Here is a 12,608-nt window from a genome sequence, read left to right as displayed (position 1 = left end):
CGCTTCCTCCGTCCATACCAGTTTCCCACTCCCATCTTTCCGAGATTCAGGTTGCCGCCACAAAGCTGGTTTTCTCAGCCTGGTGGAGACCCTTGGGTTGTGACGGGCTGTTCTTTATTGGATGCTGCGCAGTTTGTTTTGACTGTTTGTGTAAAAGAAGATGGAAGTTTGCCCCCTTCTCTTTCCGCACACTACATCTATCTACAAAGCGTCCCATAATCAGCAAAACCCAATTTTATTCGTAACAGCAGCCCGCATACAAACTGTCCGTTCCGGAACGGTATATTTTCACAATTGACAGTGATATCATTTTATGTTAGTATGATTTTACTGATTTACCAGAGTAGAGTGATCACTCGGTAAATATAAAAAGCGTTTGGTATAAAATGGAGGAATTGTTATTATGAAAAAGAAAATCTTAAGCGTTATGTTAGGGGCTGCTTTAGCAGCAGCTATGATGTCAGGATGCGGCTCATCCGGTACAGGTGAGACAAAGGCGGCGGCTGAGAGTGGAACTTCCAAAACAACAGAGGCAGCATCTTCCGAAGCAGCAACGACAGAAGCGGCATCTGAGGCGGGTACTACGGAAGCAAAGACAACGGATGCGGCATCTGCAGATGGAGCAGCAGAAGGAGGCACCTTTACCGTAGGATTCGACCAGGATTTCCCACCAATGGGATTTGTGGGAGATGACGGTGAATTTACAGGATTTGACCTGGCTACAGCAGCTGAGGTTGCAAAGCGTATGGGTAAAGAAATAAATTATCAGCCCATTGCATGGGATGCCAAGGATATGGAATTAAATTCCGGAACAATTGATTGTATCTGGAATGGATTTACCATGAATGGACGTGAAGATGATTATACATGGTCTGATCCATATATGAAAAATGATCAGGTAATTGTCGTAAAAGCAGATTCAGGGATTGAAGCGTTAACAGATCTTGCCGGCAAAGTAGTAGATGTGCAGACAGATTCCAGTGCCCAGGCGGCATTAAATGACAAACCGGATCTCTCAGGCAGCTTTGGACAGTTAATTACAGTAGCGGATTATAATACCGCATTTATGGATCTGGAATCCGGAGCAGTGGATGCAATTGCAATGGACAATGTAGTAGCAAGCTATCAGATCCAAAAAAGAGATGCAGATTTCAAAGTGCTGGATGAAGCAATTGCAGCAGAAGAATATGGAATCGGATTCAAAAAAGGAAACGACGCATTAAAAGATGCTGTTCAGAAAGCTTTAGAAGAAATGGCAGCAGATGGAACGCTTGCTAAGATTTCCAATGAATGGTTTGGCAAGGATATTACAATTATAGGAAAATAAATAAAGACGCAAAACAATCAGAGGGGAAGATTCCCCTCTCTTTTGCGATTGATACAAAATGGAGGAAGCAAACATGGATTATGCAATGATGTTAACAAAATTATCGGAGGGAATGCTGACGTCTGTTGCAATATTTGGACTGACCCTATTGTTTTCCATACCGCTCGGACTGGTAATTACATTTGGCCGGATGTCGAAGAACGGTGTCATTCGAAATATTGCAAAAATTTACATATCAATCATGCGCGGAACACCGCTGATGCTGCAGCTTATGGTGGTTTATTTTGGACCATATTACCTGTTCGGCATAAAGATACAGGCATCATACCGTTTTATAGCAGTTATTATTGGATTTGCACTGAATTATGCTGCATATTTTGCTGAGATATACAGAAGCGGCATCGAGTCAATGCCCGTTGGACAGTACGAGGCGGCAAAGCTTCTGGGTTATAGTAAAGTGCAGACCTTTTTTACCATTATACTGCCGCAGGTTATTAAGAGAATTCTTCCGTCTATTACAAATGAAGTGATTACATTGGTTAAAGATACTTCCCTGGCAATGGTAATTGCTGTATCAGAGATGTTTACGGTTGCCAAGGCACTCTCATCATCCAGTACAAACGTGATGCCCCTGGTGGCGGCTGGTATCTTCTATTACATTTTTAACTTCATTGTAGCATTTCTGATGGAGAAGGCAGAGAAGAAAATGAATTATTACCGATAAATATACCATAAGAAAATTAAGAATAGAAAGGAATGCCCGCAAGGATTCGATCCTTACGCAAACGGGCAGTGCTGCAGGTATTTCTGCGGCAAAGGTATGTCAGATGAATTATTTGGAAATTCATAACATAGAGAAGAAATTTGAAAATCTGGAAGTTCTGAAAGATATTTCACTTACCGTAAAACAGGGAGAAGTGGTGGCAATTATAGGTCCTTCCGGCTCCGGTAAATCCACGCTTTTGCGATGTGCAACCCTGTTGGAAACCATGGACTCCGGTGAGCTTTCTTATCTGGGGGAAAAAGCGGTTACTACGGGACCGGACGGAAAAGCAGTTTACGCAAAGGCAGACCAGCTGAAGAAGATTCAGCAGAACTTTGGACTGGTATTCCAGAATTTCAACTTATTTCCGCATTTTAATGTTCTGAAAAATGTGATGGATGCACCTGTCAGAGTACAGAAACGGGATAAAGAACAGGTGAAAAAAGAAGCAAAAGAACTGCTTGCCAAGATGGGATTATCCGAAAAAGAAGAGGCATATCCTTTTCAGTTATCCGGGGGACAGCAGCAGCGTGTGTCTATTGCAAGGGCACTGGCGCTGAATCCAAAGGTTTTATTTTTCGACGAACCAACATCCGCACTGGATCCGGAGCTGACAGGAGAAATCCTCAAAGTCATTAAAGATCTTGCGGCAGAACATATGACCATGGTCATTGTTACCCATGAAATGAATTTTGCAAAGAATGTGGCAGACCATATTATCTTCATGGAAGGCGGCGTGATAGTGGAACAGGGAAAACCTGAGGAATTATTTCGCTCAGACAATGCAAGAACTCAGGAGTTTTTGGGCAAATTCCACTAAAATGTAAATGCGTGTCGTATTTTAGAGAATTATTCTTGCTTTATAAATTACAATGTTATATAATTTTGTAGGTGATCGGTCGATTCTGGTCATGATACTGATAACTATATGAAGAAGGATAGGTGGATTCAAAATGGAAAAAAGAGAATTACTCTATGAAGGAAAAGCAAAAAAAGTTTACACAACGGAAGATCCGGATGTATTAATTGTAGACTACAAAGATGATGCGACAGCATTTAATGGCTTAAAAAAGGGTACTATCGTTGGTAAAGGTGTTGTTAATAACCGTATGACCAATCATGTTTTTAAAATTCTCGAAGCAGAAGGCGTTCCAACACATTTCGTTGAAGAGTTAAGCGACAGAGAAACAGCAGTTAAAAAAGTAGAGATTGTTCCATTAGAAGTTATCATTAGAAATGTTGCAGCAGGAAGCTTTTCAAAGAGACTTGGCGTACCGGAAGGAACGAAATTCTCAGCTCCTACTTTAGAGTTCAGTTATAAGAATGACGATTTAGGCGATCCGCTTATCAATGATTATTTTGCAATCGCATTAAACCTGGCAACAAGAGAAGAAATCGAAATAATTTCCAAATATGCTTTGAAAGTAAATGAAGTGTTAAAAGCATATTTCTTAAAAGCAAATATCGAATTAATCGACTTTAAGATTGAATTCGGAAGATATCATGGACAGATTATCCTGGCTGATGAAACTTCACCGGATACCTGCAGACTCTGGGATGCAGCAACCCATGAAAAATTAGATAAAGACCGTTTCAGAAGAGACATGGGAAATGTAGAAGAAGCTTACAACGAAGTTTTCTCTCGTCTTGGATTATAAGAAAAACAAAAGACACAGTGGATATTACATCCACTGTGATTTTCGTAAGAGCACTGTATTTTAAGACCCCGGACCATGTAACCTGAATGCGGGGCAGATATGCCGCAAAGCGGGGCGTGCAGACGGCGGGAATGACTTTTCAAACGGGATATGGTAACAAGGTAACGGGTGCATGTAGAAAGGCTAGACGGATGAACAATCATTTACATGAACAAGTGGAAGAGTTTGACGGATTAAAAGAAGAATGTGGTGTATTCGGTATCTATGATTTTGATGGAAACGATGTTGCGTCCACCATTTATTATGGATTATTTGCATTGCAGCACAGAGGACAGGAAAGCTGTGGAATTGCGGTAAGTGATACCCAGGGTCCAAAAGGCAGGGTACAGTCCTACAAAGGAATGGGACTGGTAAATGAAGTATTTACAGAAGACAGTTTTGACAATCTGAAAGGTGACATTGGGGTTGGACATGTCCGCTATTCAACAGCGGGCAGCAGCACGCGTGAGAATGCCCAGCCGCTGGTATTAAATTATATAAAAGGAACGCTGGCTCTGGCGCATAATGGCAATCTGATCAATGCGACGGAACTTCGCGACCAGCTGGCTTATGACGGAGCTATTTTTCAGACCACAATCGATTCTGAAGTAATCGCGTATCATATTGCCAGAGAACGGGTAAAATCAAAAACGGCAGAAGAAGCTGTGAAACGTGCTATGATGAAAATCAAGGGAGCCTATTCCCTAATAGTTATGTCTCCAAGAAAATTAATGGGAGCAAGGGATCCCTATGGATTTCGACCCCTGTGCATTGGTAAAAGAGATCATGCGTACATTCTGGCAAGCGAGACCTGTGCTCTGGATACGGTAGGTGCAGAATTTGTAAGAGACGTGCTGCCCGGTGAAATTGTAACTATTACGAAAGATGGCATACAATCGGATACCAGTATGTGCCTTCCAGAAGAACAGGAAGCCAGATGCATTTTTGAATATATTTATTTTGCCAGACCGGACAGCAGGATTGACGGAGTCAGCGTTTATCATTCCAGAATACTTGCCGGAAAATTTCTTGCAATCGATTCACCGGTGGAAGCCGACCTGGTAGTAGGCGTGCCGGAATCAGGCAATGCTGCGGCTCTTGGGTATTCTCTTCAGTCCGGTATTCCATACGGTACGGCATTTGTCAAAAACGGATATGTGGGACGTACCTTTATTAAGCCAAAGCAGAGCAGCCGTGAGTCCAGCGTCCGTGTAAAATTAAACGTATTAAAAGAAGCAGTAAAAGGAAAAAGAGTTGTCATGATCGATGATTCCATCGTTCGCGGTACTACAAGCGACCGGATTGTAAGCATGCTGAAAGAAGCAGGAGCGGCCGAAGTACATGTAAGAGTAAGTTCGCCGCCGTTTTTATGGCCATGCTATTTTGGTACCGATGTACCGGCAAGAGAACAGCTGATTGCTTATAACCGCTCTATCGAGGAGATCAGACAGGTGATCGGAGCAGATTCCCTGGCCTATCTGGCGATCAGACGCCTGGGTGAAATGATTGGCAACCGCCCCATCTGCAAAGGATGTTTTACAGGCGAATATCCAATGGAACCGCCGACAGAAGACATCCGCGGTGAATACACGAAATAGGGAATACCCCTTAAATTCTACAGATAATAGAGGAGATATAAAATGAGTACAGATAGATATCAAAGTCCGTTATCGGAACGTTATGCAAGCAGGGAAATGCAGTATATTTTTTCTCCGGATATGAAATTCCGCACCTGGAGAAAATTATGGATTGCATTGGCAGAGACAGAAAAAGAACTGGGTTTGAATATTACACAAGAGCAGATAGAAGAATTAAAAGCTCATGCAGATGATATCAATTATGATGTTGCAAAAGAAAGAGAAAAAGTAGTACGTCATGATGTAATGTCCCATGTGTATGCATACGGTGTACAATGCCCGAAAGCAAAGGGGATTATCCATTTGGGAGCAACATCCTGTTACGTTGGGGATAATACAGATATCATTGTAATGACTGAAGCTCTAAAGCTAGTAAAGAGAAAATTAGTGAATGTAATTGCAGAACTTGCAAGCTTTGCAAATGAATATAAATCTCTTCCTACACTGGCATTTACGCATTTCCAGCCGGCACAGCCAACAACTGTGGGGAAGCGCGCTACACTTTGGATGCAGGAATTTATGCTGGATTTAGAAGATCTGGATTATGTTATTTCTACCATGAAACTTCTTGGCTCCAAGGGTACTACCGGAACACAGGCAAGCTTCCTGGAACTCTTTGACGGTAATCAGGAAACAATAGACAAGATTGATCCTATGATTGCATCAAAAATGGGATTCAGTGAATGCTATGCAGTATCCGGACAGACATATTCCCGTAAAGTAGATACCAGGGTGGTAAATGTATTAGCAGGAATCGCTGCAAGTGCACATAAATTTTCCAATGATATCCGTCTGCTTCAGCATCTGAAAGAAGTAGAAGAGCCATTTGAAAAGACCCAGATCGGTTCATCCGCAATGGCATATAAGAGAAATCCAATGAGAAGTGAACGAATTGCATCTTTATCCAGATTTGTAATGGCAGACGCTTTAAATCCTGCTATTACCTCTGCGACTCAGTGGTTCGAAAGAACGCTGGATGACTCTGCTAATAAACGTCTTTCTGTTCCGGAGGGATTCCTCGCGGTTGACGGTATCCTGGATCTGTGCCTGAACGTGGTAGACGGACTGGTGGTATATCCAAAAGTAATCGAAAAACGCCTGATGTCAGAGCTGCCGTTTATGGCAACGGAAAACATCATGATGGATGCAGTAAAAGCAGGCGGTGACAGACAGGAATTACATGAGAGAATCCGTGAACTTTCCATGGAAGCAGGTAAGAATGTGAAAGTGGAAGGAAAGGATAATAATCTGTTGGAACTGATTGCAGCAGATCCTGCATTCAACATGTCTCTGGAAGAATTGAAGAAGACCATGGATCCTTCTAAATATGTTGGACGTGCTCCATTACAGGTAGATAATTTCCTTACGAAGAATGTAAAGCCGGTTTTAGAAGAAAATAAAGAAATTCTGGGTATGAAAGCAGAAATTAACGTATAATATAAGCAGGTGAAATGCCGCAGGGGCCGTCGTACATATGTCTTGTGCGGCGGCTCTTTCAGCATTGATTTTATTTGGGAGGATCCCATGAAAATCTGTAACATACATGGGCAAAAGACAGGAGAGAAGAGATGATGGTAAAAGAAAATAAAAAAGAAAATCAATCAGAAAATAAAAGAGGAAACCCGGGGGCACTTCTGCCTATTGGTGTGTTTTTAGTTATATTTATCGGAATGGGCTGTGTGACCGGAGATTTTTACAGTATGCCGGCAATCGTTGGATTTTTGATTGCTCTGTTAGTAGCCTTTGCTCAGAACCGTAAACTGCCGTATGCGCAAAAAATCAGTGTTATTACAAAAGGAATCGGAGAAGAGAACATTGTTACCATGTGCCTGATTTTTCTGGTGGCAGGCGGTTTCTCCGGAGCGGTTAAAGCGGCAGGCGGTGTAGAGAGCACTGTGAATCTGGGCTTGTCCATTCTGCCTTCCAATATCGCTGTTGTAGGGTTATTTTTAATTGGCTGCTTTATATCTATTTCCATGGGAACATCCATGGGAACCATAGCAGCTATGGCGCCAATCGGTGTGGGTATCAGTGATAAAACCGGGATTGCCCTTCCGATCTGTATCGGTGCAGTTGTGTGCGGTGCTATGTTTGGGGACAACCTATCCATGATTTCCGATACCACGATCGCCGCAGTACGTACCCAGGGATGTGAAATGAAGGATAAATTCAAGGAGAATTTCTTTATTGTACTTCCCGCTGCAATTATTACTATGGTGCTGTTCCTGGTTATCTCCGGGACAGGTGGAAAACAGGACTTTGGCAATCTGGAATATGATATTCTAAAGGTTGCTCCCTATCTCATAGTTTTGATCGGTGCATTAATTGGATTAAATGTATTCGTGGTGCTAATCAGCGGCATTGTATTATCTCTTGCAGTAGGTGTTGGTACCGGAACAATTCCCATAGGTGATATCTTTAAAGTGGTAGGTGAAGGTGTTACCGGAATGTATGACATAACAGTAATTTCATTAATTGTTGCGTGTATAGTGGCTTTGGTAAAGGCCTATGGCGGCATCGATTATATCCTGTACGTGATCAAGAGAAGTATTCGTGGTGAGAAGGGCGGAGAATTTGGAATTGCATTCCTGGCAGCAGCAGTAGATGCCTGTACCGCAAATAATACGGTAGCAATTGTAATGGCAGGTCCCATTGCAAAGGAAATCAGCGAGGAATACAATATTTCACCCAGAAGAAGTGCTTCACTTCTGGATATCTTTGCTTCGGTAGGGCAGGGACTGATCCCTTATGGAGCGCAGCTGCTGTCAGCGGCAAGTCTGTCGGCACTCACACCGTTTCAGATTATGCCATACCTTTTCTATCCCATACTGATGGGGATCAGTGCAATTATTTTTATCATTTTCAGGAAAGGCACAAACAGATAAGGCGCAAACAGATAAGGCACAAACAGAGAAAGCACGTTAACCCATTGAAATGAATACGTAAGAAAAGCAGGGACATCCATGAATATAAATTTGGAGTATTATAAGATATTTTATTATGTTGGAAAACTTGGAGGAATCACCCTGGCTGCGGAAGAGCTTTCTATAACCCAGCCGGCCGTCAGCCAGGCGATTAAACAGCTGGAAAAGCTGCTTGGCATCACCTTGTTTGTCAGAACCGGAAAAGGTGTGCGGTTAACATCAGCGGGGGAGATGCTCTATTCTTATGTTGCCAGAGGATATGAATATATGATGTTGGGAGAGCGCAAACTCCGGGACATGCAGAATATGGAAACCGGTGAAATAAGGATTGGAGCCAGTGATATGACGCTCCAGTTCTATCTTCTGCCTTACCTTCAGCAGTTTCATGAAGCATATCCCAAGGTAAAGCTAACGGTAACAAACGGACCGACTCCGGAAACCCTGCGCTATATGCAGGAGGGGAAAATAGATTTCGGAGTTGTAACGGATCCGCTTCCGGCAAAGACAGAGCTGGAAATCCGGCCGGTACGTGAAATTGCAGATGTATTTGTGGCAGGCAGCAAATTTATGGATTTAAAAGAGCGTGAAATTTCTTTAAAGGAACTGGAAAGTCTCCCTATTATCTGTTTGGAGAAAAAGACCAGTACAAGAGCATATATGGATAAATTTCTGCAGGAAAACGGAGTTGTCCTGAATCCGGAAATTGAATTGGCTACCAGCGATATGATCGTTCAGTTTGCAGCCAGAAATCTGGGAGTGGCTACAGTTATGCAGGACTTTGCCAGTGCGTATATCGAAAACGGAACATTGTTTCAGTTAAAATTAAAAAAAGATATTCCAAAGAGAAATATATGCCTGGCAATAGACCGGAGAAATCCATTGTCGGTGGCGGCTCAGTGCCTGATTGATATAATGTGGAGTTATACAAAGTATAATCAATATTAATTTTACTTATGCAAAGAAAAGTAGTATACTATATCCGTAACATTGATTTAATACGATAACTATTTAAAAAACAGATACAGGAGGATCTCATTATGGTACAAGCAGTTGTAGGAGCAAACTGGGGAGATGAAGGCAAGGGCAAGATCACAGATATGCTTGCCGAGAAAGCAGACATAATCGTAAGATTTCAGGGAGGCGCAAACGCAGGTCATACTATCGTTAATAACTATGGTAAATTTGCTTTGCATACGCTGCCGTCAGGAGTATTTTATGATCATACAACCAGTGTAATAGGCAATGGCGTAGCATTGAACATTCCTGTATTATTTAATGAAATAAAAGGGATTGTAGACAGAGGGGTTCCGGCTCCCAAAATTCTGGTTTCTGACCGTGCACAGATGGTAATGTCTTATCACATTCTATTTGACCAGTGTGAAGAAGAACGTCTGGGAGGAAAGTCCTTTGGTTCTACAAAATCAGGAATTGCACCGTTTTATTCGGATAAATATGCCAAGATCGGCTTCCAGGTAAGTGAGTTATTTGATGAAGAAGCTTTAAGAGAAAAAGTGGAGCGCATATGTGTTCAGAAAAACGTAATCTTAGAGCATTTATATCAGAAACCTGCATTAAACCCGGATGAAATCCTGGCAGAATTAAAAGGCTATAAAGAAATGGTAGAGCCTTATGTATGTGATGTATCTGCTTTCTTATGGGATGCAATTCAGGAAGGAAAGACTATCCTGTTAGAAGGCCAGCTAGGCTCTTTAAAGGACCCGGATCATGGAATCTATCCAATGGTTACATCTTCGTCTACATTAGCAGCATATGGTGCTATAGGGGCAGGTATTCCGCCATATGAAATCAAAAAGATTGTTACGGTTGTAAAAGCATATTCCAGCGCTGTTGGAGCAGGTGCGTTCGTAAGTGAAATATTTGGTGAAGAAGCAGATGAATTAAGAAGACGCGGCGGAGACGGCGGTGAATACGGAGCAACGACAGGACGTCCAAGACGTATGGGATGGTTCGACTGTGTAGCATCCAAATACGGCTGCAGAATTCAGGGAACGACAGATGTTGCATTTACTGTTCTGGATGTTTTGGGTTACTTAGAAGAGATCCCGGTATGTACCGGATATGAGATTAATGGTAAAGTAACTACAGATTTCCCTACAACTTCACAATTGGAGAAGGCAAAACCGGTAATCGAAGTTCTGCCAGGCTGGAATTCAGATATCCGTGGAATTAAAAATTATGAAGATTTACCGGAAAACTGCAGAAAATATGTAGAATTTGTTGAAAAACATTTAGGATTCCCAATTACCATGATTTCCAACGGACCTGGAAGAGACGATATTATTTATAGGAAATAATGGATTACCGGGAAAACAGCTAGATATAAACAGCAATATAAAACAGCCGGAATAAACGGGAGTATTTACTTTACTTCTGATTATTCCGGCTTTTATAATTATTAAATTTGCATCAATGATTGTAATTGTTCTACTGCCTGTGAGTAGCTGCTAAATGGAAAGGCAATGATTCCAAGATTTGCGGCAGCTCTGACATTATCCGCATTATCATCAAAGAAAACAGTTTCTTCCGGAATCAGATGGTACCGGTCCAAAATCGTTTGATAAATTCTGGGATCGGGTTTTATTAAATGATCCTGATAAGAGATCAGAGCACCATCCATTAATTCTAAAAAGTTCAATTCTTTCCCTGTTTGTGCAAACATCCGCTCTCCGTAATTGGAAAGTGCATAGATCTGAAGCCCTTTACTCTTTAAATCCTGAATCCAGGGTATTGCATAATCATACTGTTTTATGCATCCGCCTACAGTGGCGTAGACTTCTCTGATTTCTTTTTCATATTCTGGGGCATTGCTGATAAAAGCAGATAAAAGTTCCCGGTCAGAGAGAACCCCGCGATCGCATTCGATCCAGGTGGGGCTCAAAAAGACTGCATTTGCAACAGCCTGGTATGTTTTTTCATCGTAAGAAAAAGTTTGCAGATATTTGGGCCAGTTATAATCAGCTAAAACCATTCCAATATCAAAAATAATTGATTTGATCATGATGACAGATCCTCCTTGGTACGTCCGTTATAAGTAATAAAAAAGGTGCAGTCAGTATGCACATATTTATTTCATATATCATAATATGACAAGCATTTACTTGTCAATTCTTAATATAATTAAGAAACTTTTTAGAAGTCCGACATCATGTATTCACAATTAAATGCTATAATAAAACTATAAAATACGAATAAAAAATGTTCAGTCATTTTATACAGAAAAAGTTTAAAAACATGCATGTTGTAGGGACGTCATTCATATAGTATAAGGTGGAAGATAGGGGGATTTTTCATGAGATACACCACGTATTATGAAGAAAATGAAACAGTTAGAAAAGATAAGTACGAACAAATGAAACAGGCTGCGCTTACAGGCCAGCCGAAAAAGAAAATTGAAAAATACAGCCTGAAGAAACTTAGGTTTATGCAGACCGGAGTAGCAGGGGAGCTACACAATGACACGGTGCCAAAATACTATATCTGTATGAAGAACGACGACGAAACCCAGATTTATATAGAGAAAAAATATATACAGAATGAAATTGTATATAAGAGATGCGTAAAGATAACAAGAGAAGAAGCGCAGAGGATATTAAACCAGGATGTTGAATGGATGAAGGGACATAAAAAGCAGCTGCTATCTGATTTCTATCTGCAATACACACTTAATAGCCTGCGGCCGAAGCATATAACAGAATATCAAAGAGAAATGATGAATTATAAGAAAGGTTACATCACGTTTGCCCATCGAATCAGCCGAATTGCAGGCGGTGAGGTGGATATTTTTGGAAGTGATGGAATACCGATCCAGTGTCTTTCAGAAGACCGGGTTAATGTGAGTTATAAATGGGAAGTCACGCTTCCACAGATGATTATGAATTTGATCCAGACGGCGGAAGAACCGGCGGATGATTTAGCATTTGCATTTTAAAGGATAAGCAAGGAAAACGGGAACATAATTTCTCAATATCAGAGGAAAAACCAGATAACCTATTTTTTGTGGTTATCCGGTTTTTCTTTTTCTTTTCCCTTTTTTGAAATCCGGTAAAAAAGAATGTAGCCATACAGCAGGACTGGAACAATGATTGTACATGCTACAGAGATGCGGAACATGTCATAGGCGAAGTCACTTTTTAAGAGTGAGAATATAAGTGTGCTCAGGTAAAGGGCTACCAGCAGTACAATGCCGATCCAGGCCAGAATTTGTTTCTTTTTCATAGTTTAGATACCTCATAACGTTTT

General features: G+C 41.4%; 12 protein-coding genes. 10 read left to right on the top strand and 2 right to left on the bottom strand.

What is annotated here, in order from left to right; all coding sequences use genetic code 11:
- Nucleotides 1-403 precede the first annotated feature (403 nt).
- The 9 genes from QR40_RS01885 to QR40_RS01845 all read left to right on the top strand — a co-directional run bounded on the left by QR40_RS01885 (nt 404) and on the right by QR40_RS01845 (nt 10,663).
- Nucleotides 404-1,327 (top strand): amino acid ABC transporter substrate-binding protein, encoded by a 924-nt coding sequence (locus QR40_RS01885; protein ID WP_044293086.1) that lies wholly within the window; start codon nt 404-406, stop codon nt 1,325-1,327.
- A gap of 73 nt (nt 1,328-1,400) precedes the next feature.
- Complete coding sequence (locus tag QR40_RS01880) at nt 1,401-2,051, top strand: amino acid ABC transporter permease (protein WP_044293085.1); 651 nt, start codon at nt 1,401-1,403, stop codon at nt 2,049-2,051.
- A gap of 103 nt (nt 2,052-2,154) precedes the next feature.
- Nucleotides 2,155-2,910, top strand: a complete 756-nt coding sequence (locus QR40_RS01875; RefSeq protein ID WP_027293563.1) for an amino acid ABC transporter ATP-binding protein — start codon at nt 2,155-2,157, stop codon at nt 2,908-2,910.
- A 133-nt stretch (nt 2,911-3,043) separates the two neighbouring features.
- Nucleotides 3,044-3,748: a phosphoribosylaminoimidazolesuccinocarboxamide synthase gene (gene purC, locus QR40_RS01870; protein ID WP_027293564.1), complete on the top strand. Its 705-nt coding sequence runs from the start codon at nt 3,044-3,046 to the stop codon at nt 3,746-3,748.
- A 191-nt stretch (nt 3,749-3,939) separates the two neighbouring features.
- Nucleotides 3,940-5,385, top strand: coding sequence for an amidophosphoribosyltransferase (purF, locus tag QR40_RS01865; RefSeq protein WP_044293482.1), 1,446 nt, complete (start codon nt 3,940-3,942; stop codon nt 5,383-5,385).
- Nucleotides 5,386-5,427: 42 nt separating this feature from the next.
- Nucleotides 5,428-6,861: an adenylosuccinate lyase gene (gene purB / locus QR40_RS01860; RefSeq protein WP_044293084.1), complete on the top strand. Its 1,434-nt coding sequence runs from the start codon at nt 5,428-5,430 to the stop codon at nt 6,859-6,861.
- Between the two features lie 131 nt (nt 6,862-6,992).
- Nucleotides 6,993-8,309 carry a Na+/H+ antiporter NhaC family protein gene (locus tag QR40_RS01855; protein ID WP_081820213.1) on the top strand — a complete coding sequence of 439 codons (1,317 nt, stop codon included), beginning with the start codon at nt 6,993-6,995 and terminating at the stop codon, nt 8,307-8,309.
- 78 nt (nt 8,310-8,387) lie between these two features.
- Nucleotides 8,388-9,293, top strand: a complete 906-nt coding sequence (locus tag QR40_RS01850) for a LysR family transcriptional regulator (RefSeq protein ID WP_044293083.1) — start codon at nt 8,388-8,390, stop codon at nt 9,291-9,293.
- A gap of 92 nt (nt 9,294-9,385) precedes the next feature.
- Nucleotides 9,386-10,663 carry an adenylosuccinate synthase gene (locus QR40_RS01845; RefSeq protein WP_027293569.1) on the top strand — a complete coding sequence of 426 codons (1,278 nt, stop codon included), beginning with the start codon at nt 9,386-9,388 and terminating at the stop codon, nt 10,661-10,663.
- A gap of 101 nt (nt 10,664-10,764) precedes the next feature.
- On the opposite strand, the gene QR40_RS01840 is transcribed toward QR40_RS01845, so the two are convergent.
- Nucleotides 10,765-11,367: an HAD family hydrolase gene (locus QR40_RS01840; RefSeq protein ID WP_044293082.1), complete on the bottom strand. Its 603-nt coding sequence runs from the start codon at nt 11,365-11,367 to the stop codon at nt 10,765-10,767.
- A 291-nt stretch (nt 11,368-11,658) separates the two neighbouring features.
- Here QR40_RS01840 and QR40_RS01835 point away from each other — a divergent pair, with 291 nt between their 5' ends.
- Nucleotides 11,659-12,297 carry a VTC domain-containing protein gene (locus QR40_RS01835; RefSeq protein WP_044293081.1) on the top strand — a complete coding sequence of 213 codons (639 nt, stop codon included), beginning with the start codon at nt 11,659-11,661 and terminating at the stop codon, nt 12,295-12,297.
- Nucleotides 12,298-12,356: 59 nt separating this feature from the next.
- On the opposite strand, the gene QR40_RS01830 is transcribed toward QR40_RS01835, so the two are convergent.
- A complete protein-coding gene (locus tag QR40_RS01830) occupies nt 12,357-12,584 on the bottom strand; it encodes a hypothetical protein (protein WP_027293572.1) in 228 nt (75 codons plus the stop codon).
- Nucleotides 12,585-12,608 lie beyond the last annotated feature (24 nt).

Origin of the sequence: Robinsoniella peoriensis (genome assembly GCF_000797495.1) — a bacterium.
GTDB lineage: Bacteria > Bacillota > Clostridia > Lachnospirales > Lachnospiraceae > Robinsoniella > Robinsoniella peoriensis.
This window is presented reverse-complemented; position numbering and strand designations above follow the sequence as displayed.

Bases quoted from the DNA above. Each gene is read 5' to 3' on its own strand.
- QR40_RS01855 (WP_081820213.1), top strand. From the start codon at position 6,993: ATGATGGTAAAAGAAAATAAAAAAGAAAATCAATCAGAAAATAAAAGA.
- QR40_RS01850 (WP_044293083.1), top strand. From the start codon at position 8,388: ATGAATATAAATTTGGAGTATTATAAGATATTTTATTATGTTGGAAAA.
- QR40_RS01835 (WP_044293081.1), top strand. From the start codon at position 11,659: ATGAGATACACCACGTATTATGAAGAAAATGAAACAGTTAGAAAAGAT.
- purB (WP_044293084.1), top strand. From the start codon at position 5,428: ATGAGTACAGATAGATATCAAAGTCCGTTATCGGAACGTTATGCAAGC.
- purC (WP_027293564.1), top strand. From the start codon at position 3,044: ATGGAAAAAAGAGAATTACTCTATGAAGGAAAAGCAAAAAAAGTTTAC.
- QR40_RS01880 (WP_044293085.1), top strand. From the start codon at position 1,401: ATGGATTATGCAATGATGTTAACAAAATTATCGGAGGGAATGCTGACG.
- QR40_RS01830 (WP_027293572.1), bottom strand. From the start codon at position 12,584: ATGAAAAAGAAACAAATTCTGGCCTGGATCGGCATTGTACTGCTGGTA.
- QR40_RS01840 (WP_044293082.1), bottom strand. From the start codon at position 11,367: ATGATCAAATCAATTATTTTTGATATTGGAATGGTTTTAGCTGATTAT.
- purF (WP_044293482.1), top strand. From the start codon at position 3,940: ATGAACAATCATTTACATGAACAAGTGGAAGAGTTTGACGGATTAAAA.
- QR40_RS01845 (WP_027293569.1), top strand. From the start codon at position 9,386: ATGGTACAAGCAGTTGTAGGAGCAAACTGGGGAGATGAAGGCAAGGGC.
- QR40_RS01885 (WP_044293086.1), top strand. From the start codon at position 404: ATGAAAAAGAAAATCTTAAGCGTTATGTTAGGGGCTGCTTTAGCAGCA.
- QR40_RS01875 (WP_027293563.1), top strand. From the start codon at position 2,155: ATGAATTATTTGGAAATTCATAACATAGAGAAGAAATTTGAAAATCTG.